A 26,405-nucleotide genomic window follows, 5' to 3' on the forward strand; every position below is an offset into this window, starting at 1 on the left:
AGGGCGGCTAGAGTCTGTCAACCTCGATGAGCACGTGAACACGTTACCAAGAAGCGCACCGCCCCGCGCGAACATGATCGACAATGGGGTATGGCGACGGTGCTGCTGGGCGGCGACGTCATGGTGGGCCGCGGTGTGGATCAGATTCTCCCGCACCCCGGTGATCCGATGCTGCGCGAACGGTGGGTCGAGGATGCGCGGACGTATGCGGAGCTGGCGGAGCAGACGAACGGTGAATTTGCCCGTCCCGTCGATTTCGGCCACCCATGGGGTGACGTCCTGGCGATTCTTGCTCAACTCGCCCCACAGATACGACTGATCAATCTGGAAACCGCGATCACCGCCGACGGCGCGTTCGCACCGCTCAAAGGCATCCACTACCGCATGAACCCGGACAATGTCCCGGTGTTGACCACAATCGCGCCGGTCGTGTGTGCACTGGCCAATAATCACATTCTCGATTTCGGTGTTCGCGGGCTCGCAGATACGGTGACGACACTCGATACCGCACGCATCCAGCGCGCCGGGGCGGGCGCGGATTTCGACGATGCCCGGGCCCCGGCGATATCGGAACTCGATGACGGGCGACGAGTGGTAATCGTCTCGGTCGGTGCGGGATCGAGTGGGGTTCCGCAACATTGGGCGGCTCGCCGTGATCGGCCGGGGCTGTGGTGGATCGGCGATACACCGAATATTCGTGCCGCCGACGAGGTGGCGGCAGCAGCGTTGGCGCACAAGCGCGATGACGATATCGCGATCGTCTCCGTACATTGGGGGCCCAATTGGGGTTACGGGGTGCCGATGAGCGAAAGGCAGTTCGCGCATCGGTTGATCGATGCCGGAATCGACCTCGTGCACGGGCATTCCGCACACCATCCGCGGCCGATCGAGATTTACCAGGGCAAACCGATTCTGTACGGGTGCGGTGATGTCATCGACGACTACGAGGGCATCCGCGGCTATGAGCGTTATCGCCCGGAGCTTCGGTTGCTGTATCTGGTGTCCATCGATCCTGGCGGGATGGAAACGCGAATGATTCCACTGCGGATCCGGCGCATGCGCCTGGAATCGGCCACGCGCAGCGAATCTCAGTGGCTGTACCAGACGATCGAGCACATCAGTCGCGACTTCGGCACCCGGGTCGCACCGCAGACCGACGACCTACCGGTGGTGTTCAAGACCGCACAACACTGAGGTGGCGGCGGAACCAGTCGCGGGCCAGATCCGCCACCTGCTCGAGCGCACCGGGCTCCTCGAACAGGTGCGTCGCACCGGGCACGACGTCGATCTCGCTCGGACACGGCATCCGCAGCTGGGCCTCGCGATTGAGCTCGAGCACCTGTCGGTCGTCGCCGCCGACGATGAGCAGCGTCGGCGCGCGGACGTGCGCCAGCCGCGGACCGGCCAGGTCGGGGCGGCCGCCACGGGAGACGATGGCCGCGATCTCGGCGCCGGGTTCGGTGGCCGCCCACAATGCGGCACCGGCACCGGTGCTCGCCCCGAAATATCCGGTCGGAAGCCCACTCAGAACGACCCGCGTGCGCAGTCCGCGGGTCACCGCGACGAGACGCTCGGCGAGCAGCTCGATATCGAAAACCCGCGCACGGTCACCTTCCTCGGCCGTGGTCAGCAGATCGACGAGCATGGTCGCGAGTCCGGCCCGATTGAGCACATCGGCGACCAGCCGATTTCGCGGACTGTGCCGACCGCTACCGCTGCCGTGCGCGAAGACGACCAGACCGGTGGAGTTCTGCGGGACGGCCAGTATCCCCGTGAGTCGGATGGACTCCGACGACACGATGACTTCTTGTGTCCGCGTCAGGGGATCGGATGCGGAGGGCGACATCGAACACCTCCTGGTATCCGGACTACCCGCCCGGTCGATCATGTGCAAGCGGCGATCAGGCCGGGGCTCCGTCGAGTACCTCGACCCGGCCGGTGTCCAGGTTGTAGTAGCCGCCGACGACCGAAACAGCGCCACGTTCCACCATCGGCGCCAGGTCGTTGTTGCGCCGCAGATCTTGTGCGGTCAGCTCGATCTGGACGTGGGTCATCGTCTCGACCGGGTCTTGCCCCGGCGAGTCCATCCGCTCGTACGCCGGGCGCAGGGCCTCCACAATCGACTGCAGATTGCCCGGTAGCGGGGTGCCCTCGTGCAGCGACTTGTATGCCGCGGCAACCGCGCCGCACCGCTGGTGCCCGAGGACCATGATCAACGGGGTGCCGCCGGTCATCGGGCCGTATTCGACAGAACCGGTCACGACGGGGCCCACTGCGAGGCCGCCGGTACGCATGACGAACAAATCGCCGAGTCCGGTGTCGAATACCAGCTCCGGCGGAACGCGCGAGTCGATACACGCAAGTACGACACCGTACGGCTGCTGATTCCGGGCCAATAGCTCACGACGATCCGGATCGCGGTCGGGGTGGTCCAGGTTGCCGTCGATCCAGCGCCGGTTGCCTGCCATCAGCCTGTCGAAGGCGGCCTTCGCCGTCTGCGGCGGTGCCTGGGTCGTAGGGACTTGCTCCGATGGCTGATCTCCCCCGCAACCCGCCATCACCGCCGTGGTCGCGGTCAGGGCGCCGACCAGAACTGTTCGGCGATCGAGCACACCCATGTTGTCACCTCCGCACTCGGTGGATCTCCAGCGGTTACGGCGAAACGGTGCCACAGCAATTTGCTGCAAGTATGCGCGCAGGCGAGTTCCGGGTTCCATGCGGCCACCGGGGCGCGCACAATGGAAACGCAATCAACATGCTCGTGAACGACGGACCATCGGGAGCCTCGCGACAACACGGTCGAGAAGGAACCGGTCATCATTCGTTCCGCTGCCACGGTGTCGCCGTCACGTTTCAGAGCTCGGCCGATGTGATGCTGCGACAAATCCCTTGCACGGTAGGCGATTCCGGTCCGCCAACCGGGGCCCGACAACCTGATCCCGCCGTGAGAAGGCCCGCCGTGAGCGGGACCGAATAGGAAGGCAGGTGCCAGCGGAAAGATGTCCATTCCCGGGAAAGTTCGAACGCCGACGACGGTGCTGATCCTCGGAGCCGGGTTCGGCGGGCTGGAACTGGCCGCTTGCCTGTCCGAGTCACTGCCCGGCGAGGTTCGGGTAATACTGGTCGACCGCAACGCCGGGTTCACGTTCGGTTTCTCCAAGCTGGAGATCCTGTTCCGCGACCGGACCCCCGAATCCGTGCGCGTCAGTTACCGCGACCTGGTCCTTCCCGGGGTCGAGTTCCGACAGGAGCAGGTCACTTCGATCGACCCGCAGACCCGCCGCGTCATCACCGACCGCACCAGCTACGACCCGGACTTTCTGGTTGTCGCGCTGGGCGCCGATTACGATCCGGCCGCTACCCCGGGGTTCGTAGCGGACGGTCACGAGTACTACTCGATCCAGGGAGCTTGCCGACTGCGCGATCGGCTGGCTCATTTCGACGGTGGCACCGTTCTCATCTCGGTATTGAGCGTGCCGTTCAAGTGCCCGCCCGCACCCTTCGAAGGCGCGATGCTGCTGCACGAACTGCTGACCCGTCGTGGCATCCGCGACCGCACCCGCATACACGTGCTCACCCCGATGGACGCACCGATCCCGGTCTCCGCGGACACCTCCGCGGCGCTTGTCGACGCACTCGCGCAACGTGGGATCGACTACTCTCCGGGGCGGCGGGTCCACGCGCTCGACCCGGAGAACCATATCGCGGCCACCCACACCGGTGACCTCGCCTATGACCTGTTCATCGGCATCCCGACCCATTGCGTCCCGCCCGTCGTCGAGGCATCCGGGCTGACCGTCGACGGCGCCGACGGTTGGGTCCACGTCGACCCGCAAACCCTCGCCACCCCGTATCCGGGCGTCTACGCCATCGGTGACTGCGCGGACGCGCCGGTGCCGCGCGCAGGGGTGTTCGCAGAGAACGCCGCCCGCACCGTCGCAGCGCATATCGCCGCGCAATTGCACGGAACACCCACGCCCGGAAAGTATCTCGGCCAGGGCTCCTGCTTCATCGAATTCGGCGAAGGTCTCGTCGGCAAGGTCGACGCCGACTTCCTTTCCGGGCCGAAGCCGGTCGCGCCGTTCGTCGCCCCCTCGACCGAATTGGCGGCCGAGAAGGCCGAATTCACCGCCATGCGGATTCGACGCTGGTTCACCGATCAGCGGACCGTGACCGGGAACTCCTGAATCAGGTTGTTTCCCATGCCCTGACGGTTCCAGAATTGCTCGGCCGGTTGCACATTCCCATCCGCGTCGGTGGCGCGGCAGCTCAGTCGATACTCGCCCGGTCGCGCATCCCAGGTGTAACTCCAACCGCGCCAGGCGAATTCGGCGACGCTGTGATCCAATTCGGCGTCCCGCCAGACGTCGTCGACGCCGACCTCCACCCGGACCACGGCCGAGGTTCCGCACCACGCACGGCCGCGGAGAACGACGGCACCGGACTCGACCGTGCGTCGCCGACTCTGGAAATCGGGAATGCCGGGCGGAATCATCAACGCACGCACCCTGATCCGCGACACCGGTAGCCCTGGATCATCGGCGTCGCGTTGGTAGCGATAGGCCGCCGTCTGTTGGAATCCGATAAAGGGCCGGTCGACGACTTCGATATTCCGCAGCCATTTGACGCTCGTCATGCCGTACCACCCGGGGACGAGCAGTCGCAATGGAAAGCCGTGCTGTGGCGGGAGCGGTACGCCGTTCATTTCGTAGGCCAGCAGAATTTCGGGTCTGCGGCATTCGCCGATGCGCAGGGAGCGTTGATAGTTGTGCTCCACATTGTCCTGGAATCCGCGATCGGCCCCCGTGAATACGACCTCGACCGCCTCGTCTCGGATACCGCAGTCATCGAGAATCCCACCGAGTGCGGTGCCGGTCCATTCTGCCGTGCCGATCGCCTCGAGACCCCACGGCTGGCTGACATTACGCGGGTCCATCGCTGTGCGTCCGTTACCCGCGCATTCGAGGGTGACCGGAATCGTCGTCGCCGGTCGCGACCTGATGTCGTCGAGCGACAGCTCCAGCTCGCGCTCGACATTCCCGGTAACCCGAAGTCGCCACGACGATGCGTCGATCTCGGGGATGTCGAAATGAATCAGCAGGTAGTGCATGCCGATGGGCGTGATGTCGTACCGCATGCCCTCGAGTTGCATGCCGTGGTTGCGCGTCGCCAGCGCGAGCTCGTCGAACCGGACGCCCTGCGCGCGCGAGACGAGTTCGGTCATCGGCTCGGGCTGATTCTGATCGAGATGGAACAGGCTGTCGGGGCCAGTATAGGACTGCCCGGTCGGGTGCCGACAGGAGCTACAAATGCGCTGCGCTGAATCCCACTGCGGCACCGATGAAATCGCCGTAGCGGGCGTGCGTCCCGGGGTCGGTTCCGCCGCCACAGACCGGGTCACCGGCCGCGCAGAATTCGGCGGTGCGGTCGGAGTACTGGTCGGGAACGCTCCACCCGATCGAGCGCAGCGGGTCACCGAAGAGCAGGACGACGGCCACGCGGTCGACGAGATCGCCGGGCAGTTGCACCACTCCCGGCAGCCCGGCGACGATACCGGTCCCGAGCGCGGCATGCACCACGCCCGCGCCCAGCGAGTAGCCGGCGAGTATGAACTGCTCGTCTGGGCAGGCCGCGGCTCGCGAAGCGACATGTGCGACCAGATCGGCGCTACCCGCGCTCACATCCGTCAGATTCGCGGCGTAGTTCACCGAATACGCACGCACGCTCATCGGTAATGCCTGCCGCATCGCGTCGTACAGCGGATCACCGACGAAAGTTCCGAGGTACCCCGGTTCCTGGGTTCCCCTGGCCACCACCAGATCCACCGCGGCACACGATTGTGCCGCGGCATGCGGACCGAGCACGGCACTCGCCGCGATCAGCGAGACCGCGAATGCCGATGCCATCGGCCACTTCTTGAACAGAACCACCTTTCGGTCGCCCATTTTCCTCACCTCTCACGCCGTTGTGAGAAGTGCTTCCTCAGCCCTCACGTCATTGTGAGGCGTCGAGTGACACTTGTCAGAGACAAGTCTCAATGTACTCCGCTACGCGGCACATGCACGAGACAGTCGGCCGACTCGGGAGCGATAATGCCCGAGTCGGCCGACTGTTTCAGCAATCAGATGAGTCCGGAATGATCAGCCGGGCAGACCCGCCTCGATCGCTTCGATGATGCGGGGGCGCAATTCGGCGGCGCGGATGATGGCGTCGACCGAACCGACCTCGACGGCGCGCTGAATGTTGTGCACGCGGTCGAATTCCGCCGCGACCTCGCCGAGCTTCTCCGTGCGAACCGACGACCGGATCTCGTCGCGTTCCGCCGTCAGAGCCGCACGGTCGGCGCCGAGCGCGTTCGCGGCACGTGCCTCGAGATCCCGCACGCGCTGATCGGCTGCCGTACGGGCATCGACCTCGCCGGCGAACACCACCGCGGCCGCCGGGGCGCCGCCGAGCACCGAGGCGAACGAACCTTCCAGCGCGAGCACGGTCATATTCGGGTTGAGCAGCTTCGAGAACACCACGAATGCGCCGCCGTGATAGCGCGAGATCACGCAGAACACGATGGGCCCCTCGAAGTTCACGATCGCGCGACCGATCTCTGCACCGTACTCGAGCTGCAACTTCCGCATCGATTCCGGCGAGCCGTCGAAGCCCGACAGGTTCGCCAGCACAACGAGCGGCCGGTTGCCGCTGGCCCCGTTGATCGCCCGTGCGGCCTTCTTCGACGACTGCGGGAACAACGTGCCCGCCGTGTAGGTGTCCGGGCCGTCGGTGGACGGGTAGCCGCGGCGCGGCACTCCCCTGGACTCGATGCCCAGCAGGCACACCGGAATACCGCCGAGCCGCGCGTCCTGCACCACGGCCGTCTCGGCGTCGGCCATCCCCGCCCAGCGTTCCAGCACCGGGTGGTCCTGATCGGCCACCGCCCGCATCACGGTCCGGATGTCGAACGGCTTCTTGCGGTCCGGGTTCGCCGTAGCGGAGAAGATCTCGCCCACCGTGGTGAAGTCACTGCCCGCAACGACATGCGGGAAGTCGGAGACGTCGCGATCGATCGGGTCGCTGGTCTGCGACCGCCGCGGTGACTGCTCGCCGGGCGCCACGTAGGTGTGGTCGTAGTGCGACATCAGCACGTCCCGCGCGGCGTGCAGGTTCGGCGCCCAGTACTGCGCCTGTCCGTTCGGGCCCATCACCCGGTCGTAGCCGCCGATACCGAAGTTGTCCTCGGCCGACACACCACCGGAGAAGTCCAGCGCCTGCTTGCCGGTGAGCACCATCGCCGAGTCCGGCGTCATCACCAGGATGCCCTTGGTGTGCATGAGCATGGTGGCCTCGGCGTTCCAGTACGGCTGCGCGCCGACGTTGATGCCCGAGACCACGATGTTGATCTCGCCGCCGTCCTGGGTGAATTCGACGATCCGCTTGAGCGCCGCCGCCACCCAGTCCATGTTCTCGGTGCCGGACTGCATCGAGATCCGGGCGCCGGAGGACAGCGCGTACCACTCCAGCGGCACCTGCATCTGTTCGGCCAGGTCCATCGCGGCGATCACGCGACGGCACTCCGGTTCCGAGAGCGCGCCGAGCGATTTCGTCGGATCACCGAGCAGCACCACCCTGGTGATGCCGTCCGGATACTGCTCGGTCGGCGTGGTGACCACACCCGCGACGATCGCGGCTTTGTTGCGTCCCTTGGGCCGGTCGACCGGCACGAGCGTGTGATCGGCGTCGAGGTCGTACTCGGCGAACTCGCCGAGCAGACCGGTCAGTTCATACGGGTACACGGTGTTGCGGCTACTGGCCCGCAGCACCTTCTGCCGGTACTCGTCGATCGGCTCGACCACCTCGTCGGACCGCTCACCGATGGTCACCTCGGCGCCGCCCGTGGCATCGAACGAGATGCGCACGGCGACCTTGATCAACTCACCGGACTTCCGGTCCCGATGCCGTGCGATGAGCAGGATCTCCTCCAGCCCGGCGCCCGCGGTCGTCGGCCGCACCCGATCGATGATCGTCTCCAGCTCAACGCGGGTCATCTCGACCGGTGGCCAGATGTACATCACGATGCGGTTGGTGTGGAACCGCTTGGCCGACGGCCGCTGCGACTGCGCCCGGCGGATCGAGTCGAGGCAGGAAGCGATGGTGCTCTCGGCCGTCGGCAGCGCCAACAGCCGACCGTCGTGCTCGCGCAGCGCGGCCAGGTCACGCACCTGCGCGAATGCGACGAGACGCTCGTCGGACGCGTTGTCCTTCGCAATGCACCGGAACAGGTAGATCTCCTCGTCCGAGGACGGGAGCCGGGTGAGGTCGAACTTGCGCAGCCGCTTCATCTGCATCCGCTCCGCGATGTACGGATGCAGGCTGCGGATCAACCGCTCCTCGGCCATGCCGGTGGCGGACGGGCGGAAGGTGAAGTGGTGGTGCATCACCGCACCGCCGCTGCCCGCAACGGTGGCGGTTATCCGGTGGATCTGGTTCGGCAACCGCCGAGCACTCAGCACTTCCTGCAGTGCTGCCGCCATAGCGTCGAAGTCCTCCGGCTGCTTCTCCCAGCTCAGGTAGATGTCCACCTCGATGGACGCGGCCACGCTCGCCAGTTCGGTGAGACCACGCAGCACGGTGTCGAGCGCGTCGAAACTCACCGCCGCCGATACCAGGCTCAGGCCCCGGCGCTCGGCGATCACGAAGGTGCACCCGCCGACCTCGCGGGTGTGCACACCGGCCAGACCTTTGTTGCCGTAGTACCGACGGGTCAGCACCTCGAGCATGGCGGTGTTGTCGGCACTGCCGCGCACCAACCGCTGACCGAGCAGCCGCACCAGCGGCTCGGTGCTGCGCACCATCTCGGAGATGCGCTCGGCGCGATCGGGCGTTTCCGGGTGCGCGTCGAGGTGGCTCAGCTGTTTACGAACATTGGTGTAGACGCGAGCACGGTTGCGCCGCAACAGCGGCTGGCCGAACCAGGAGTACACCAGACCGCGGGTGAGGTCGGAAATCACGGGGAAGCGCACCTGCGTCGCGGCCACCAGCCGCTCCAGCGCCAGACCGACCGGCTCGCGCAGCGCCCGGTCCGGCACCGGCTCGCCCAGCCACTCGCGCAGCAAGGTAGTGATGACCGTGACGGTGTCGGACGGCCGCTGCTGGGCGAGGAAGATCCGGAAGACGGCGGCTTCGAGCTCCGGGGAACGATCCAGTTCGGTGACGCCGTAATGCCCGAGCGCCTTGGCAAGCTTGGCCTGGTACGACTCCGGCAACCCGGCCCGCTCGACATCGAGGCTCTGCAGGTAGGTGTGGAAGTACTCGCGGGCACTGTGAACGTGGCCCTGGAGGCCGTCCTCGTCCCACGACCGGTTGTGGCTCAGTTCGGACAGGTCGGAGAACACCTGCACGAGTTCGATCTCGTCGGCGAGAGGCCTGCGGTTGTCCGCGATGGCCGCCCGGCGCACGGCGAGGTAGTGGTCGAGCACGCGGCGCTCGTTGTGCGGGTCGACGTCGAAGCCGAGCAGCAAGCTGCGCAGGTCCTGCAGGCTGCGGGCCATGCCCTCGTGCGGCCGGTCCGCTGCGGGCTCGTCGGGCAGGTCCAGTTCGACCGCCGCGACCTCCTCGGCGTCCGCGGCGTCGTCGTCCTCGACGAGCGGCTCCAGCCGCAACAGCGGCGCGCCGGTCTCGACCTGGGTGCCGACGGTAACAGCGCATTCCTTCAACCGAGCCCGGAACGGCGCGCGCAGCACCGTTTCCATCTTCATGCTCTCGAGTACCAGCACCGGTGCGCCCGCCTCGACCTCGGCACCGACCTCCAGCGGCGTGGCAACGACCAGCGCGGGGGCGGGCGAGCGGACGACGCCACCCTCGTCACGGCTGATCCGATGCGTCACACCGTCGACATCGACCAGATGGATCGGCCCATGCGTGCCGGTGATCACTCGGTAGCGGACGCCGTTGACCACGATCTGCCCGGTGTGGCGGTCGAAGCGCTCGAGATCAATGTCGGCGGCACGCATCTCGCCACCCGCTTCGATGCCGACGCGGAACCGGTGCGCACCGATCCGTGCCACGCGCACCCGGTATCCGACGCCACGCAACTTCAGGTCGTGCGGGCGACCGCTCTGGTGCTGCACCTGGGGCCGTCCACCGGCCGCCGTTGACAACAGCCGGTGCCGCTCGACCCGCTCGTCCTCTTCATAGGCATCGATGGCGGCGACGGCCACCGCGACCGCGGAGTGTTGATGCGATACCAGGCGTCCCTCGGCACGAACACGGTCGATCCAGCCGGTGTCCGCGCTGGCGTCGATCACCTCGGGCTGGTTCAGCAGATCGAGCACGAAGCTCTTGTTCGTCGCGCCGCCCTCGATGACGACCCGGGTCTGCGCCATTGCCCGGCGCAGCCGGCCCAGCGCTTGCTCGCGGTCTCGTCCGTAGGCGATGATCTTGGCGATCATCGAGTCGAAGTCGGCGGGAATCGTGTCGCCCTCGCTGACACCGGTGTCGACTCGAATGCCCGGCCCGGCGGGCAGATCCAGCCGGGCGATGCGGCCCGGAGCGGGCGCGAAGTCGCGGTCCGGATCCTCCGCGTTGAGCCGGGCCTCGATCGCGTGCCCACGCTCGGCCGGAGGTTCGCCCTCGAGCTTGCCGCCCGATGCCACCAGCAGCTGCGCCCGAACCAGGTCGAAACCGGTGGTGTACTCGGTGATCGGATGTTCGACCTGCAGTCGGGTATTGACCTCGAGGAATGCGAACAGTTCGTCACCTGGGTGGTACAGGAACTCCACGGTCGCAGCACCGCGATACTCGACCGCGATGGCCAACCGCTCGGCCGACGCCTTGAGTTCGGCTGCCTGCTCGGGGCGCAGCACCGGAGACGCCGACTCCTCGATGACCTTCTGATTGCGCCGCTGCACCGAGCAGTCGCGGACGCCGAGCGCCCACGCGGTGCCCTGGCCGTCGGCGATCACCTGGACCTCGACGTGCCGGGCGCCGGTCACCAGCCGTTCCAGGAAGACCACGCCGCTGCCGAACGCGCGCGCGGCTTCCTGACGGGTGCGCTCGTAGGCATCGACGAGCTCGGCCTCGTTCGTGATGACCCGGATACCCCGGCCGCCGCCACCGGCGGTCGCCTTCAGCATCAGCGGGTAGCCGATGTCGGCGGCGGCCGCGATGGCGGCGTCCACGGTCTCGACAGCGCCGCGGCTCCACGGCGCGACCGGCACGCCGACTTCCTCCGCGATCAGCTTCGCACCGATCTTGTCGCCGAGCTTGCGCATGGCCTCCGGACTGGGGCCGATGAATGTGACGCCGATCTGCTCGCACAGCTCGGCGAACGCCGGATCCTCGGCGACGAAACCCCAACCGACCCACGCGGCGTCGGCCTTGGTCGTCACCAGAGCGCGCTCGAGCGCCTTCAGATCCAGATACGGGCGCGCGGACGCCGGACCGAGGTCATAGGCGATGTCGGCCTCGCGCACGAATGTCGCGTTCCGGTCGACATCGGTGTGCAAAGCAACGGTTTCGATCGGTCGCCCGGTCTCCGCGGCCAGATCTCGGACGGCATGGATGAGGCGCATAGCGGCCTCTCCCCGGTTCACGATGGCGATGCGGCTGAACACGCGCCAACTCCTTCCACTCCACAGCACTGGCCCGGTCGGGCGACGGTTTGCGACTGCCGGTCCGGCGTAGTTTGCACTCCTACTGCGCCCAAGTACACAGCGTCAGGTGGTTACCCGCGCGTATCGTAGGAAATTCCTCATTTATGTCTATGACACTAGTGGCGGAATTCCTCGGTCGGCAGGATTCCAGTACCGTACCCGTGATCGAGTCGCAGCCGAGTCGCGTATCGATCAAAGCAATCAATCGAGAGACAGCGTCGATTCGCGCCCGACCATCGTCAGATGCGTTGACCTGCAACCTTTTCTCTCGGGTTCGAGCGCAGTGTGGGAGGTGATTTGTGTGGCCGACATTCTCGATGTACTGCACGCGCGCTGCGCCGAGGTCGCGGGCGAGGCGATCCTCTCCGGCGAGGAGCACCCGAGCCTCACCCTGACCACACGTGAGGTGGCCGACCTGCTCAACCATATGGCCGACCTGCGCCGGCGCTACCACGACATCGACCTCGCCTACCGCGAACTCGACCACCGCTACACCGTGCTCCGCCGAGCGACCGGCGATGCCACGGCGTCATTGGATCGGATCCGTGCCACGCTGGCGCAGCGGACTGCGCACCCGGAAGCGCTTACGCGCCAGGCCTGCACGATCGCTCGTTTCGCTGCCGAGAACCTCAACGCCGCGAGCATGGACTCCGAGACGACGCCCGGCCCGTGATGCGGTTATCGGGCGCGCGGTAGCACCGATCCGAGTCCGGCGACACCGAACGACTGCGTGGTCACCGTGACGTCGGTGTCGGTGAACCGACGTCCGCCCAGTTGCTCGGTGATGAAGTGCCGGATCGGTTCGGGTTGGTCCGCAAGGCTGTTCAGTATTTCGGGCGGCACCTCCACGGTGCCGTCGAGGTGTCGCGGCTGATCGCTGATCCCCCGCTGCTGCGGCAGCTGGCGCAGTCCGTCGACGGTGTGCAGGATCAGGTCGAGCTCGACATCGCCGCCGAAATCGAGACGCAGGGGCGTAGGCGTCACCGCGATATCGAAGGAGTCGATCGTGATCGTCCAGCCACGGTCCGAACGGCCCGTGTATGAATAAGGCGATGGTGCCGCCAGGGTGTCGCGGGTCCGATCGGCGGCGGTGTTCTCCAGCAGCTGTCCGGCGAGGGGCCGGCCGGTGGGGATGAAGGACCACTGCTCGGCGGTGAGCTGCTTTGTCCAGTAACCAGATCGGCCGTTGTCACGGCCTTCGATGCGTAGTTCGCGGGCGTCCGATCCGGGGCCGGTCTTGTGGATGGAGACCCGGTCGGTGATCTCGCCGGGGACCTTCGGCTGACGCACCCAGTCGGGCGCGGGCAGTTGGATGGCGGCGTACCCCGGGTCCACCCGTTCCGAGAGCATGTCAGGGGCTTCTGGCACAGTGCTTTGATCTTCGTAGGAATAGCGGAAGAACAGCTTGTCCGCGCCGGAGATATCGAAGTCGTAGAGGCGGGTGTACAGGTCGCCGAACCGGTTGACGATCAGCGTTGTCGACGCGCTGGTGGACAGCGCGACCGCCTGGAAGCGCCCACCGTGCGGGGTAGCCATCTCGTAGCTGTGATCAACAGGCAGCCACGGGTCGATGTAGCGGATCCGGCTGCCGCCGTCGGTCAGCGCGAATACGTGCGAGACCTTCGCGCCGCCGACCGGATGGTTGTTGCCCGCGGTGTCGCGCCAGGTGTGGTCTTCGTTCGGAGACAGCACCGACCAGGTCCAAGCGAGCGCGTCGGCGGGTAGGTCGTTGCCGGGCCCGGTCCACAGCGGAGTGCCATATCGGCTGCTCCAGTTCCAGTCTCGCGGTGCGCTCAGGGCGTGGTCCATGGTGAAGAATCGGCGGTCGCGGTCGATCGCCAGCACCTCGTCGTCGTCCGCCGACACCCCGGCGATACGGCCCTCCATGCAACCCGGGAGTGGGAGTATGTGCCAATCCCCCTGTGCTGCGGCGTCTTTCACGAAGATGCCTCCGTCGCGGACGGCGAAGGACCAGCGGCGGTTGAACGATTCGGCGGTGGTGCGCAGATACACCTGTGCGGGCAGTGCGATGTCGGCGGGCGGTAGCCCTTCCAGGCCAGCGCCGGACTGGTCGCTTCCGATCTCGGGAGTTCCCACTGTGCCGACCAAGACACATGGCGTGTGTTCGGCAGTCGCGGAATACGTGGTGAGCCCGGTGAATACGAGCGTGAGCGCGGTGGGGAGCGCGAATCGAACGAGAGTTTTCACAACCATCCCAGTGAGCCGAAGACAATGAGAGCCATCGCGTCGACTCCGAGGATCGCGCCGACGACGACGGCCTTGGCGCGCACCGTGGGCAGATCGTGCACCCAGAAGCAGGCCGCGAAGAACGGTACGTAGCCGACCAGCCAGATCAGCGGCGGGAAGGCCGCCTGCCACCAGGACCAGTCCCAGGTCAACACGCCGATCTTGTTGAGCACGATCTCGACGCCAACGGCCAGGGCCGCGTTCACCGCCACCAGCACCGGCCGGTTGGGCAGCCCGAACACGCGTATCTCGCGCGGTGGCAACAGCTTCGCGGCCGCGACGCCCATGATCGCGAACATGAAGCAGATCTCGATATTGAGCCCGATCAGGATCTGATAGGCGGTCGGCCCCGTCGCGCCCCACACCGGAGCGCGATCGGTGACGTGGAAGACCACGGCGTTCCAGATCTCGTTGAACCAGTCCATCCCCCAGAGCGCCAGCCCACCGAACAGCACGTTCCAGTTCCGGCGCTCCACCTCGGTGGCATACACGTAGAGCACGATCAGCAGTAGCGGGATCACATACCACTTGAACTGGCTCGAATCACGAACCAACTCCAGCGCAGCACGGGCATTATCGGTCACTGGCCAGCCTCTCTTCCGATGACCGCAAACCCCGAGAGTGTGTTACATCGCTACACTCATTGTCAATCTGTCATGATGCGAGCGTCGAGATGCCCTCAGGCGAGGTACCGGTGGGCGACTTCGGTGATTCATCAAGGGCGCGCAGTGTTTCCGGTTCCGGAGGGTCGGTGACACGCAGGTTGCATCCGTCGAGTCGGGCCAGTTGGACCGGCATCGCGGCGGGATCGGCCACCGCGTCAGGAAGCCGGCCGAGGCTTTCAGTCGATGGCGCATCCCGTCACGGGTAATCCGTTCAACCGGTCGACGAGATAGCCGATCGCGTTGTTGGTTCCGTAGCCGTCGATCAGCTCCGGACCGAAGTGGTTCGGGATGGTGGTCCCGGACAGGATGGGCGGCAGCTCGTTGGTACGGAAGGTGACGGTCGCGCCGTGGCCGCACCAGTCGGTCGCCAGTTGCCTGGCCTGACCGTAGGGGACGGTGTCGTCATTGCGGCCGCTGGTGATGAACACCGGACTGGTCGGCTTCAGTGAGCCGATGCGCAGTCGGTCCAGAATGCCGACGAGTTGCGGGATCTCGCGCAGATGATCCGACATCGTGCGGTGGTCGACGGTGAAGTCGGCGGACCGCATGAACGGGTGCAGGAAGATGACATCGGCGATGCACTCGTCGGCCAGCTCGCGCAGCAGCGCCTTGCCCTCGGGCGTGGTGCGCGCGTCGAGTTGCGGCTGCAAGTCCGGATGGCGGGCGAGGAGGCCGTTGACGGCGAATACGGTCACGCCGCTGATGAGCACCCCGTCGACCTGCCGCAATATCTCGGAGAGATCCGCTGTCGGCGCACCGGCCCAGGTGCCTTTCAGATTCAATTCGGGAGCGTAGCCGGACTGCATCTCGGCGGCCGCGGCAGTCGCCCCGCCGCCCTGCGAATAGCCCCAGAACGCCAGCGGGGTGTCGATTCCGCTGCCGGACAGCGCATTCGCCGCGCGGGCCCCGTCGAGGACGGCGTGCGCCTCCTCGATGCGGTTGACGTAGGTATGGATGCCAGGTGTGCCCATGCCGATGTAGTCGGTCACGAAAACGCGCGCGCCCAAGGAATTCCACGCCATTGCCGCGAGCGCCTCCTGATTGACCGACAGCGCCGGCGGCGTGACTCGGGCGTAGACCCCGGTGGAGAAGGCCAGCGACATCGCGCACTGATCGCCTTGCCCCGTTGTGCCGGGGGCGATGATGACGGTCGGCCGCGGACCGGACCCGCGCCAGGGCTGGTCGGTATCGATGAAGATGCCGGTGGCCGCGACCGGGACGTCGTCCTCGGTCCGCGTTGTGTACATGACCTGTTTCGCCGGTATCGGCCACTTGCTGTCGTCCGTCGGCTGCGCCAGGTACACCGAGGTATCGACCGTCTTGATAACGGCTCCGCGCGTCGCGTCGAGTTGTGCAGGGGGAACGTAGAAATCGTTCACCGGGTCGGCCGAGGCTTGCCCCGGCCCGACGCAGGCGACCACAGCGGCCAGGCTCAGCGTGCTCACGGCTGCCATCACATGCCGAAACCTGTTCGGCCGCCGCCGCTTCGATGCGGACCAGTGCCGTTGTCCTGACATCATTCTTCTTTCTCTACAGGGCTCCTACGCGCACGAACCGCGCGTGTATATGCAATGAAAGGAGTTGTGCCCCACACGAATCGGACACGATAGGTCGCGTCGATGATGTCGACGCCTCGACCTGAGTCGCGGTCCGGGCGAGCGCCGCACGAGTTGCGTGCGGCGCTCGAGTCTTTCGAGTAACCCGGTTATTGGCGGTAACCAAGTTACCACAGCTTCGTCATCGACTCCCCGGCGTTCGATCCCGACCTTTCCACTCAGCGGAAGTTGGTCAGAGATAGGCCATCCAACCGTTGGTATGAAGGTTGCGGGCCAGCCGGTCCATGCAGCGTTCGCCCGGAGGGCGCACAGCAGCGCCGCCTACTGATCGACAGACGGTCGAAGGGATGAACTGATGCCGAAGGGATACGTGATCCTGACCGAGGCAATTCGGGATCCGTCGGGCATGGACGAGTACGGGCGCGCGGCGGGGCCGTCGATGGCGGAATTCGGCGCGGTACCGCTGGTTGTCGATGGCAATCCAGAGGTCCTCGAAGGTTCCTGGCATGGTGATCGGACGGTCGTGATGGAGTTTCCTTCAGTGGAGGCTGCGCGTGCTTGGTACGAGTCGGAGACCTACGCGCGAGCAAAGCCGTTGCGGCACGCAGCCGCCGACGCCAACGCGGTCATAGTCGCAGGTTTCGAAATACCGCCGCATGAGTGAGATCGAACTCTCCTGCGCGTTGCCGCCGGGTCCGGAGTTCGCGGATCTGGCGGCACTGGCGGAATCTCTCGGCTATGCCCGGGTATGGATCTACAGTTCCGCGCCGCTGTGGGAGGACCCGTTCGTTCATCTGGCGTTGGCGGCGCAGCGGACCAGCCGGATCGGTCTCGGCACCGCCGTGCTGATTCCGACCGAGCGTTCGGAAATGGCGATGGCGAGCGCGATCGCGACCATCACACGCCTGTCCAGCGGCCGATTCCGCGCGTGTTTCGGAACCGGATTCACCGCCAGATCAGCGATGGGCCAGCGACCGATGACCTTGCGCGCCTTGGCGGAATACGTCACGGCCGTACGCACCCTGCTCGCGGGCGAAACCGCTGTCATCGACGGTCAACCGGCCCGGATGCTGCATACCACCGGACTGGCCGCGCCGCGTCCGATCGATACGCCGTTGTGGCTGAGCGCTTTCGGCCCGCGCGGCGCCGAGCTGGCAACCTCGGTGGCCGACGGTGTCATCGGACCGGTCCATCCCACCTTGCCCACCGCCGCCACCGTCTCCGGCACCGTGCTCGAGACCGGCGAAGACCACGGATCGAGTCGAGTGCGCGAGGCGATCGGGCCGTGCCGGGTCGTCGACTGGCATGTAGCCTATGCCGCCGGTGGTGCGGCGGCTGTCGACGCGATGCCCGGTGGTAGCGCGTGGCGTGAGAAGCTCGAATCCGAGACGCCGGAAGACGAGCGGCGTCCGCGGGCATTCGAGGGTCACTTCACCCACCTTTCCGACCGCGATCACTTGTTGCTCGACCACATCGATGTCGCCACGATGGTCGGCGACCGCTCGGAAATCGCTGCGGCAGTAGCGAACCTGGCCGCAGCGGGGTACCGCGAGGTCGTGTACATGCCGACCGGTCCCGATGTAGTCCGCGAATTGCGGGCCTTCGCATCGGTCGAGCACTGAGGAAACGGAGTAACTTTCGTGCCAGTCCAGCGCCTGAACCATGCCGTTCTGTTCGTCTCCGATGTGGAGCGCTCGGCCACGTTCTACCGCGAGGTCCTCGGCTTCCGACAGATCGGCGCAATTCCGGGTGGGGTCTTCCTACAGGCGGCCGGTTCGGCCAACGACCATGACCTGGGTTTGTTCCGATCCGCCGAACCGGTGGTCGCACATCGCACCGGAAAGGTCGGGCTCTACCACCTGGCCTGGGAGGTGGACACGCTGCGCGAGTTGGGGCGGATCAGGGATGCACTGCGGGCGGCGGACGCCCTGACCGGAGCCTCGAATCATGCGGTCACCAAGTCGCTGTACGGAGCCGACCCCGACGGCATCGAATTCGAGGTGTGCTGGTTGGTGCCGGATGCCGCGATCGAACAGGAGTTGCGAGGTATGACCGCGCCGACCATGCCGCTCGATCTCGCCGCGGAGATCACCCGATATGGCGCGGATACGCCCGGCGGCCAGCGTACGGATCATGCGGTCCGGCAGCGCTTCCTCGCGGGTGAGAACGCCGACTGACCAGCGGTTTCGAAACGGGGAAGCGCATGGAGCGCATCGGCATAGAACATCTCAGCGTCTTCGGCCTGCCACGGATCGAATTCGTCGACCTGGCAGCGGATCTAGGCGTCCAGAACATATCGACGTCACTGCAGAGCACCGGGAACAGCCCGCTCGGCTATCCACACTTTTCACTCTCGACCGATACGAAGCTGCGCCGTGAGATGGGCGCTGCCCTGCGGAACCGCGGTGTCACGATTTCGCTGGGCGAAGGTTTCATCGTCCGGCCGGGAGTCGAGGCACGCGATCGCGCACCCGAGATCGAGGCGCTACACGAACTGGGCGGGCGGCGGATAAATGTGGTCAGCCTGGATCCGGACCTCGGGCGCACATTCGACCAGTTCGCGATCATGGCGGAAATGGCGGCGCAGGCAGGCATCGAGACCACCACCGAATTCGCGCCTGCACTGACGGTTGCCGATCTCCCGACGGCTCTGGCGGCCGTGCGCCACGTCGGACGTCCCGACTTCCGGTTGCTGATCGATACGATGCATCTGATCCGGTCCGGTGCCACCCCGAGTGACCTGGCCGAACTGGATCCGAATCTCATTGGCTACGTTCAGATCTGCGACGTTCCTCGCTATCCGGCCATCCCGGATTACCTGGAGGAATCGATGACGGAGCGGCTGGCACCGGGCGCCGGCGAACTGCCGCTGGCGGCGATCCTCTCCCTGATTCCGCCCAGCACCGTGGTCAGTCTCGAGATTCCGCAACTGGCCAAGGCGCGCGACGGCATCGGTCATGCCGACCGCATCCGGCCGGCCATCGAAGCAACTCGTGCACTGCTGGATCAGCTGCGGTAAGCGGCCTGCCGCGAAATCCGGGGGTATGAGCAGCACGGGTCTTGACTCCGGATGGCAACCCTCTTCCCCGAGGGCCACCATGACATCATCGTTGCTCCCCCTGGCTCGGCGTTCGCTGGTGACGGTCGCGGCCACGGCACTGCTGCTGCCGACCGGAACCCTTGCCGCCCAAACGCAGTCGGATATAACCGGCAGTGTTCGAGAAATCTCCGCGCTCACCGATATCGCCGTCGCCCGCGCCGACTGCGGCCCCGGCTCCGACCCGGAATCCGGACACCAGGGCGACGTACCCGCCGCCGACCGGAACAGCGGCCGCAGCACCCTCGGCTACCGCTGCAATATGTCGCAGGTCGGCAATTACGCAGGGCGCGGCGGGGGTATCTCCTCGGTCAGCTTCGACCACTGCGTCTACGTCGGTACGTTCTTCCCGGGCAACCTGCTGGGGCCCGAACAAGGTGTCCAGGTGCTCGACGTCGCCGATCCCACCGCGCCGGTGCTGACCGAAACCTTGACCGAACCGGCGATGCTGGCCGGCACATGGGAAAGCTTGAAGGTCAACGAAACTCGCAAGCTGCTCGTCGGCGCGGGCGTGCCGTCGGCGAAAATACCATTATCGAATTTGGAGAATTAAGTTATCCCATCGGCTAGTCTCATGCGATAGCCGATCGGCCGGGAGATTCGGGCCGGACCGCCGCGTCGCTCGGATCGACCAGGTTGCAAGACATTTCGAATCAAGGGCGTTATGCAGACCATCGCTGAACCGGAACGAGCCCCCGCCGCGACCACAGTGACAGCACAGCGGATCGGTCTATGGCTCCTGCCAGGATTCGGGGCCGTGCTGCTCATCGCGTTCTTGGCATTTCCCGGGTTTTTCCCGCCCATGTCACCGGAACTGACCGCCGATCAGGTAGCCGATTTCTACCGCCGGCACACCGCGATGATCCGGTTCAGCATGATCACATACAACCTGTGCGGGATCATGCTGATCCCGTTCTTCACGGTGATCGTCGTCCAGATGAAGCGCATGGCAACGCCGAGTCAGGTACTCGCGTACAGCTACCTGGCCGCCGTGGTCACCGGCGCGACACTGTTCGCGATCGCCGATATCTTCTGGCTTGTCGCGGCATTCCGCGCCGAACGCGACCCGCAGCTGGTCCAACTGTTGAACGACCTGGCCTGGCTGACATTCACCGCACCGGTCGGCATGCTCGTCGCCGAGGGAGTCTGTCTGGCGCTGGCCATCTACCTCGACCACCAGCCTCGGCCGATCTTCCCGCGCTGGGTGGCACATTTCAGCCTGGTCGTCGCCCTCGCGATGACGCCGTCGGCCTGCTCGGTCATCTTCCGCAGCGGCCCGCTGGCCTGGAACGGTGTGGTGTCGTTCTGGCTGCGGATCGTCGCCTTCGGCCTCTACCTCGCCGTGATGTTCTTCGTCGTCCGTGCTGCCGTCGCGCGCCAAGCCGACGAACAAAGGGCCGGGCGATGACCACCGCGGGTACGGCACCGGTCGCCATCGCCCCCGGCACTACCCGAAACCGCAAGACCGACCTGTGGATCTGCTGGTGGTCGATACCGATCTTCTACAACGTATTCGGGCTGATCTTCGTCGCGCTCACCCGGGTGATGCCACCACCACGGCCCGATATCACCACCGCGCAGATCGTCGAATTCTTCCAGGACCACTCGCTGACCATACGGATCGGGTTCGCGCTGCTGATGGCCGTGATCGGGTTCACCGGACTGGCCAACGGCCTGATCGCCCACCAGATGAAGCGGATGTCGGTCAGCCCGGTATTCGCCTACGCCTATATCGCCGCACTGGCCGTCGGTGCGATCCCGGGGTGCCTGTTCGCCGCATTCGCGTTCCTGGCGGCCACCTTCCGCCCCGACCGCGACCCGCAGCTCGTCGCCATGCTCTACGACCTCGGCCTGCTCTCGTTCGTCGGCTCATTGGGCTGCTTCGCCACCCAATGCATGGTGCTGGCCCTGGCGATCTTCCTCGACCACAACGGCATTTTCCCCAAATGGCTTGCCTACATATCGATTTGGATGATCGTCACCGAAATCCTCGCCGCCCCGGTGTGGGTCTTCGAATCGGGCACCCTGGCATGGAACGGCGCCATCAGTTTCTGGCTGGGCACCGCGATATTCGTCGGGTGGGAGATATCCATGATCGCCCTGCTCCACCGCGCGATCAAGAATCAGCCGACTGATGAACAGGCGCAAGACTGACCCGACGCGATATCGAACAGGACCACAGGGCATGACGGATACCGACCGAACCACCGACGACGGGTCCGCCGTCGGCAACCTCGACCCACGACCCAGCACACACCTCCCCGGCGACGCCGACATGTGGATCTTCGTGCTCGGCGACCTGATCATCTTCGGGATCTATTTCCTCATCTTCCTGGTCGACCGCGATCAGCACCGCGACCTGTTCCTGGAATCCCAGCAGCACCTCAGCCTGAACGTCGGATTCGTGAACACGCTGGTGCTGATCACGAGCTCCTGGCTCGTCGCACGAGCCGTAATCGCCGCGCGCGCCGGCGATCTCGACCGATCACGGCAACTGGTTGTTTCGGGCGGCGCCTGCGGGGTGCTGTTCATCCTGATCAAGGCCTACGAATGGACCGTGGAAGTCGGACGGGGAATGACGTTCCCGCACAACGACTTTTTCATGTACTACTACATGCTGACCGGCATCCACGTATTCCACGTCGGGCTCGGGCTCGTATTCCTGGCCGTCGTCTACGTCCAGCTCCGCAAGCCGCACCGCCAGATATCGCTGGTCGAGGCCGGAGCCGTCTATTGGCACATGGTGGACCTGCTCTGGCTCATCATCTTCGCCCTCGTATACGTGATGAGGTGACGCGATGAACCCGACAGCCGCCGCACGGATCACCTACGTCTGGGCGACCCTGTGCGTCATCACTCTGCTCTCATGGTTGCTGGGCCACACCGACCACACCGCCCGGCCGACCGCCGACACGACGATCACAGTCGCCGTGTTGACCATGGCAGTCATCAAGGGGCGACTCGTCATCCAGTACTTCATGGAAGTCCGCACCAGCCCGCGGTGGCTGCGCCTTTTCACCGACATCTGGCTGCTGGCCTTCTGGGCTGCGGCGCTGGCCATATATCTGTACTGACCGGGACATCGGCGCGGCGAGCGCGCCGGAGCCGGTCATTTAGTTACGACGCAGCAACGCCGCGTCCGCCTGTCGGCGCGACCAAGAAATCGAGCAGTCGAGGGCAAGCGACCACAAGGTTCACCGATGACCTCGGTAAACATCCCGGACCGAGACGACGCTTCAACGATGCGACGAAAACCCAACATGCCGACCACACGACCTTGCTACCATTTAGCAATCATCGCGTACCGGGCGCCCTGCGACTTGGAGAGGCGTATTGCAATGATTTCCAAATGGTGTCGATGGGCCGGGGCGGTGGCCATACTGGCCGCGGCGACGACGGCGTGTTCATCGGATAAGGACGGAAAGCCGGCGTCGCAGGGGACGACGAGCGCCGCGACTTCGAGCGCGAGCAAGGTTGCGGACAGCGGAAAGTTCGTGCCCAAGTACGAGCGTGCGATGGCTTCGGACCTTGCCAAAGAAGGTAAGCAAGCCATTCAAGACAACAAGGTCCTCGAGGACCTCACCGATGCCCTCGGGGCGATGTACAAGCTGCCGAAGGACATTCCGGTCATCGCCAAGGAATGTGGCGAGTTCAACGCCTACTGGGATCCGCAGAACCAGTCGATGATCCTCTGTTATGAGATGTTCGCGGTCGCCGACAGATACGCGAAGATGCAGGCTGCGGAACCTGCGAATGCGAATTACATGGGAACTACTGACATTTTCAACCTGTACTTCGACGGCGTAACTCGCATGATTACCTTCCACGAGTCCGCACACATGGCGATCAACCTGTATTCGCTCCCCGCGACAGGACGTGAAGAGGACTCCGCGGACCAGCTCGGCGCCCTGGTCCTATTGACCATCCCCGGTCCCCTCGGTGCCGGTAGCGTGGCCGCGGCGGCCGACTTCTGGTTCGACGTCTCCGATGATCCGGCAAGTCTCGATGCGCGCACCTTCGCCGACGAACACTCGCTGAGTCAGGTGCGCGCCTACAACCTGGAGTGCTGGGCCTACGGCTCCCAACCCAACGTGCTGGGCGCGCTGGTGAACAAACCGGGTGACCCAGATAAAAAGGGGTTCCTGCCATATCAGCGCGCCGCCGGGTGTCCCGACGAATACAACCGAATGAAGGCCGCGTGGGAGACCCTTTTGAAGCCCTATGTCAAGACCAGCCTCGGCGCCCCCGCCGGCAATACCCCGAGCGCGACACCGTCTTCCAGCCAAACGCATTCCACCACCCCTACGCGCTAGGCGAGTCGTCTTCCGGCTGTCTCTACGACGACAGACGCGGTTGACGTCGCAGGCGGCCACAGCGTTCACCTTCGGGGCGAATGCCCGCCTCCAAGGGGGTGGGTTTGCTCCACCTCAGGTGTCTATTTCCTGCCGTCGTATGCCCGGACCATAGATCACGAGCCATTGGTACCGGGAAGTCCAGACGTGGATTGGCCCCATCCACAATTCGACGACAGACACCCACGGAGGCAAAAATTGTCACAGGAAAACCCATTCGACGACATCATGAACCAGCTTGGCGGAGCCCCGAGTTGCGGTGGCGCCGCGACGGATCCGCAGGATATGACGGCACAGCTGAGCCAGGGATTCGACGACATCATGAATCAGCTGGGCGGGATTCCCGGTCTCGAACAGCCGCAGGGGCCGATTGAAATTCCCGGCTTCGAGCTGCCGGTCGACCAGCAACCGGTGGATCAGCAGCAACCACCCGTGGACCAGCAACAGCCCGTCGACCAGCAAGCACCCGTTGACCAGCAGGCTCCCGTCGACCAACAGGCTCCCGTCGACCAACAAGCACCCGTCGACCAGCAAGCACCCGTCGACCAGCAGTTCCCCATGGACCAACAGCCGCCCATGGACCAGCAACCGACTGTCGACCAGCAGGCACCCATCGACCAACAACAGCCCGTCGATCAACAGGCACCCGTCGACCAACAGCCGCTCATGGACCAGCAACCGATCGACCAGCAACCTATGGATCAGCAACCGATCGACGATATGTCCATGGACGACGGCCTGCCGCCCGATGACGTCTACAACACGGGTTCCGACAGCGTCGGCATGAGCGATGGGACGGCAGACATGTTTTCCGAGGGGCCCTTGGCCGATATCGGTGACACCATTGCCGACGCCATGGACATGTTCTGAGCATGCCAGCCGATCAACTACCGGCGGGTGGATCGGCCGCTGCCGCCCCGCCCCTGTTCGATTGGTTGATCCGACTCGCACAGTCGGCGAACCGGGAAGACCTGCTCGGCACCCTCCAATCCGTGCGACGCCGATCCGCCGACGCTGCCATGCGGGTCGCCGTTGTCGGATCGCGCCAGCAGGGCAAGAGTCAGCTGCTCAACGCCCTGCTGAACGAGCAGGTCTGCGTAGTCGGTGACCGTCGAGCAACCTCGGTGGTCACCGTCGTCCGGCATGCGGACCAACCGGTCGCGAAGCTCGTGGTCGAGATGCCGCACGCCGAAACTCCAGTGGCGGCGGCACTCCCATTCGGTGAGTTGCAATCCGATCTGGCGAAGTCCCCGCACGCGCGAGGCGGCCAGGTGGTGTGCGCGGAGGTCGGCATCGATACCGCGACGCTGCCGAACGGTCTGGCCCTCATCGACACCCCGGGTGTCGGCGGCATCGGCCAGCGGCATGTCCCGCGGGTATTGAACGAGGTGGCGCTGGCGGACGCCGTCGTCATCGTCACCGACGCCAGCCAGGAGTTCACCGAACCCGAATTTCGGTTCGTGCAACAGGTGATCGGCCTGTGCCCCGCGGCCGTCATCGCGTTGACCAAGGTCGACATCTACCCCGAATGGCGCCGAATCGCGGACGCCGATCGACGCCACCTCGCCGATGCCGGGGTCGGCTGCCGAATCATTCCGGTTTCGTCGACGCTGCGCGGCCACGCAGTGCGCCTGCGCGACAAGGAACTCAATGCCGAATCCGGCTATCCCGAACTGCTCGCGTTCCTGCGCACCGAGGGCCTCGCCGATATCGCAACCAAGCGGCGCATCCGCACAGCGAGGGATATCGAGTCTGTCGCGCACCATCTGACCGTGCCGTACGAGGCGGAATTCAATGCGCTGCGGGACCCAGGGTTCCAGCAGCGAATGGCCGAGGAGTTGAAGGCGCGCAAGGAGATGTCGGACGCGCAGGTGAAGTCGGCGCGGTCGTGGCAGCAGGTACTGAACGACGGTGTCGCGGACCTCAATTCCGAGATCGACCACGACCTTCGGGAACGGCTGCGCAGCATCAACAAGCACATCGAGTCCGAACTCGCGGACGGCGATCCGGACAAGAAATGGCCGGTATTGACCGAGTGGGTGCAGGAAGAGGTGAGCGCTGCGGTCGGCGACAATTTCGTCTGGGCGTACCAGTCCGCTCAGGCACTGGCCGAGCGGGTGGCGGCATCGTTCGCGGCGGACGGCAACGGCGTCGATCTTCCTGTGCTAGAGGCCATCTGCCAGGGCGACCTGATCGACCCACGGCTGCAGATCGGTGAGCTGCGCGATACGAAGGTTTCGCTCGCGGACAGGGGCCTGACCGCCGTGCGCAGTGGCTACAGCGGCGCGATGATGATCGGCATGGGCGCCACCATGGTCGGCGCGGCGATGATGAACCCGATCACGATCGGAGCCGGGGTCGTGATCGGTGTGAAGGCCTACCAGCAGGACCGCGCCGGGCGACTGGCCCGCCGCCGCAACGTCGCTCAGCTCACGCTCCGAAAGTACGTCGACGACGTGTCCTTCCAGGTGCACAAGCTCTCCCGTGACCGCCTCCGGAATATGCAGCGGGAGCTGCGCGATCATTTCAGGGAATCTGCCGAACAAGCCTTGGCGTCACTGCAGAGTTCGATGAAGGCAGCACAGGACGCGGCAGGCATGGAGCGGGTCGCGCGGGAAAAGCGTGCCGCCGAGGTCGAACAGAATCTCATCGCGCTGGCCAGGGTTCGCGAAGGCGCCGCCCGGCTGCGGGCCGTGCAGTCCCAGCGAACATAACCGATTCCACCTTGGGTGAACGAACCTCACCCCATGCGGGGTCCGGTTCACCACTTGGGGATATGGCCGACGATCCGTCGGTGCAGGAGATTTATAAGCGCAAATCCCCAGCGACCACCAACCGAGAGGTGT

At 65.4% G+C, this 26,405-nt stretch carries 21 protein-coding genes and 2 pseudogenes; 15 read left to right on the forward strand and 8 right to left on the reverse strand.

Annotated features, from left to right (window positions below; translation table 11 throughout):
• Nucleotides 1-90: 90 nt before the first annotated feature.
• The gene (locus ACIBW7_RS05100) at nucleotides 91-1,194 is read left to right on the forward strand and encodes a CapA family protein (RefSeq protein ID WP_397044303.1); all 1,104 of its coding nucleotides are present in this window, start codon (nucleotides 91-93) and stop codon (nucleotides 1,192-1,194) included.
• Here ACIBW7_RS05100 and ACIBW7_RS05105 read toward each other — a convergent pair.
• Together ACIBW7_RS05105 and ACIBW7_RS05110 are read right to left on the reverse strand one after the other, a co-directional pair.
• Nucleotides 1,175-1,828, reverse strand: a pseudogene (locus tag ACIBW7_RS05105) (dienelactone hydrolase family protein); the annotation flags it as partial. The gene ACIBW7_RS05100 and the pseudogene ACIBW7_RS05105 sit on opposite strands and share 20 nt — an antisense overlap.
• Before the next feature lie 73 nt (nucleotides 1,829-1,901).
• Nucleotides 1,902-2,618: a carbonic anhydrase gene (locus ACIBW7_RS05110; RefSeq protein WP_397044304.1), complete on the reverse strand. Its 717-nt coding sequence runs from the start codon at nucleotides 2,616-2,618 to the stop codon at nucleotides 1,902-1,904.
• A 381-nt stretch (nucleotides 2,619-2,999) separates the two neighbouring features.
• Here ACIBW7_RS05110 and ACIBW7_RS05115 point away from each other — a divergent pair, with 381 nt between their 5' ends.
• Complete coding sequence (locus ACIBW7_RS05115) at nucleotides 3,000-4,187, forward strand: NAD(P)/FAD-dependent oxidoreductase (protein WP_397044306.1); 1,188 nt, start codon at nucleotides 3,000-3,002, stop codon at nucleotides 4,185-4,187.
• On the opposite strand, the gene ACIBW7_RS05120 is transcribed toward ACIBW7_RS05115, so the two are convergent.
• The 3 genes from ACIBW7_RS05120 to ACIBW7_RS05130 form a co-directional block, all read right to left on the reverse strand.
• On the reverse strand, nucleotides 4,160-5,224 hold the full coding sequence (locus ACIBW7_RS05120) for a sulfite oxidase (RefSeq protein WP_397044307.1): 1,065 nt from the start codon (nucleotides 5,222-5,224) through the stop codon (nucleotides 4,160-4,162). The two genes, ACIBW7_RS05115 and ACIBW7_RS05120, sit on opposite strands and share 28 nt — an antisense overlap.
• 79 nt (nucleotides 5,225-5,303) lie before the next feature.
• Nucleotides 5,304-5,945: a cutinase family protein gene (locus tag ACIBW7_RS05125; RefSeq protein WP_397044308.1), complete on the reverse strand. Its 642-nt coding sequence runs from the start codon at nucleotides 5,943-5,945 to the stop codon at nucleotides 5,304-5,306.
• Nucleotides 5,946-6,140: 195 nt separating this feature from the next.
• Nucleotides 6,141-11,603: a carboxyl transferase domain-containing protein gene (locus tag ACIBW7_RS05130; protein ID WP_397044310.1), complete on the reverse strand. Its 5,463-nt coding sequence runs from the start codon at nucleotides 11,601-11,603 to the stop codon at nucleotides 6,141-6,143.
• A gap of 340 nt (nucleotides 11,604-11,943) precedes the next feature.
• Between ACIBW7_RS05130 and ACIBW7_RS05135 the strand changes: the two genes are divergently transcribed.
• On the forward strand, nucleotides 11,944-12,315 hold the full coding sequence (locus tag ACIBW7_RS05135; RefSeq protein ID WP_397044312.1) for a hypothetical protein: 372 nt from the start codon (nucleotides 11,944-11,946) through the stop codon (nucleotides 12,313-12,315).
• A 5-nt stretch (nucleotides 12,316-12,320) separates the two neighbouring features.
• Here the strand turns inward: ACIBW7_RS05135 and ACIBW7_RS05140 are convergent, their stop codons facing one another.
• The 3 genes from ACIBW7_RS05140 to ACIBW7_RS05150 form a co-directional block, all read right to left on the reverse strand.
• Nucleotides 12,321-13,850: a hypothetical protein gene (locus ACIBW7_RS05140; RefSeq protein ID WP_397044314.1), complete on the reverse strand. Its 1,530-nt coding sequence runs from the start codon at nucleotides 13,848-13,850 to the stop codon at nucleotides 12,321-12,323.
• Nucleotides 13,847-14,473, reverse strand: coding sequence for a hypothetical protein (locus ACIBW7_RS05145; protein ID WP_397044316.1), 627 nt, complete (start codon nucleotides 14,471-14,473; stop codon nucleotides 13,847-13,849). The genes ACIBW7_RS05140 and ACIBW7_RS05145 overlap by 4 nt, the downstream gene beginning before the upstream one ends.
• Nucleotides 14,474-14,730: 257 nt before the next feature.
• Complete coding sequence (locus tag ACIBW7_RS05150) at nucleotides 14,731-16,008, reverse strand: lipase family protein (RefSeq protein WP_397044318.1); 1,278 nt, start codon at nucleotides 16,006-16,008, stop codon at nucleotides 14,731-14,733.
• Nucleotides 16,009-16,465: 457 nt separating this feature from the next.
• Between ACIBW7_RS05150 and ACIBW7_RS05155 the strand changes: the two genes are divergently transcribed.
• From ACIBW7_RS05155 to ACIBW7_RS05210, 12 genes and pseudogenes are all read left to right on the forward strand, one after another.
• Nucleotides 16,466-16,774 carry a DUF1330 domain-containing protein gene (locus ACIBW7_RS05155; RefSeq protein ID WP_397044321.1) on the forward strand — a complete coding sequence of 103 codons (309 nt, stop codon included), beginning with the start codon at nucleotides 16,466-16,468 and terminating at the stop codon, nucleotides 16,772-16,774.
• The gene (locus tag ACIBW7_RS05160; RefSeq protein ID WP_397044322.1) at nucleotides 16,767-17,732 is read left to right on the forward strand and encodes an LLM class flavin-dependent oxidoreductase; all 966 of its coding nucleotides are present in this window, start codon (nucleotides 16,767-16,769) and stop codon (nucleotides 17,730-17,732) included. Before ACIBW7_RS05155 ends, ACIBW7_RS05160 begins: the two co-directional genes overlap by 8 nt.
• Nucleotides 17,733-17,750: 18 nt before the next feature.
• Entirely contained in the window at nucleotides 17,751-18,287 is a 537-nt protein-coding gene (locus ACIBW7_RS05165) for a VOC family protein (protein ID WP_397044324.1), read from the forward strand.
• Nucleotides 18,288-18,313: 26 nt separating this feature from the next.
• The gene (locus ACIBW7_RS05170; protein ID WP_397044326.1) at nucleotides 18,314-19,129 is read left to right on the forward strand and encodes a sugar phosphate isomerase/epimerase family protein; all 816 of its coding nucleotides are present in this window, start codon (nucleotides 18,314-18,316) and stop codon (nucleotides 19,127-19,129) included.
• A 79-nt stretch (nucleotides 19,130-19,208) separates the two neighbouring features.
• Nucleotides 19,209-19,724 (forward strand): annotated as a pseudogene (locus ACIBW7_RS05175) (hypothetical protein); the annotation flags it as partial.
• A gap of 147 nt (nucleotides 19,725-19,871) precedes the next feature.
• Nucleotides 19,872-20,615 carry a hypothetical protein gene (locus ACIBW7_RS05180; RefSeq protein WP_397044328.1) on the forward strand — a complete coding sequence of 248 codons (744 nt, stop codon included), beginning with the start codon at nucleotides 19,872-19,874 and terminating at the stop codon, nucleotides 20,613-20,615.
• A complete protein-coding gene (locus ACIBW7_RS05185; RefSeq protein WP_397044330.1) occupies nucleotides 20,612-21,361 on the forward strand; it encodes a hypothetical protein in 750 nt (249 codons plus the stop codon). The genes ACIBW7_RS05180 and ACIBW7_RS05185 overlap by 4 nt, the downstream gene beginning before the upstream one ends.
• Nucleotides 21,362-21,392: 31 nt before the next feature.
• Nucleotides 21,393-22,001 carry a cytochrome c oxidase subunit 3 gene (locus tag ACIBW7_RS05190; RefSeq protein ID WP_397044332.1) on the forward strand — a complete coding sequence of 203 codons (609 nt, stop codon included), beginning with the start codon at nucleotides 21,393-21,395 and terminating at the stop codon, nucleotides 21,999-22,001.
• A gap of 4 nt (nucleotides 22,002-22,005) precedes the next feature.
• Nucleotides 22,006-22,281 carry a cytochrome C oxidase subunit IV family protein gene (locus ACIBW7_RS05195; RefSeq protein WP_397044333.1) on the forward strand — a complete coding sequence of 92 codons (276 nt, stop codon included), beginning with the start codon at nucleotides 22,006-22,008 and terminating at the stop codon, nucleotides 22,279-22,281.
• Between the two features lie 126 nt (nucleotides 22,282-22,407).
• Nucleotides 22,408-23,520: a DUF4344 domain-containing metallopeptidase gene (locus ACIBW7_RS05200; protein ID WP_397044335.1), complete on the forward strand. Its 1,113-nt coding sequence runs from the start codon at nucleotides 22,408-22,410 to the stop codon at nucleotides 23,518-23,520.
• A 186-nt stretch (nucleotides 23,521-23,706) separates the two neighbouring features.
• Nucleotides 23,707-24,429, forward strand: coding sequence for a hypothetical protein (locus tag ACIBW7_RS05205; protein ID WP_397044337.1), 723 nt, complete (start codon nucleotides 23,707-23,709; stop codon nucleotides 24,427-24,429).
• A 2-nt stretch (nucleotides 24,430-24,431) separates the two neighbouring features.
• Nucleotides 24,432-26,273, forward strand: a complete 1,842-nt coding sequence (locus ACIBW7_RS05210; RefSeq protein ID WP_397044339.1) for a dynamin family protein — start codon at nucleotides 24,432-24,434, stop codon at nucleotides 26,271-26,273.
• Nucleotides 26,274-26,405: the final 132 nt, after the last annotated feature.

Source organism: Nocardia sp. NPDC049526, from assembly GCF_044465765.1.
Taxonomy (GTDB): domain Bacteria; phylum Actinomycetota; class Actinomycetes; order Mycobacteriales; family Mycobacteriaceae; genus Nocardia.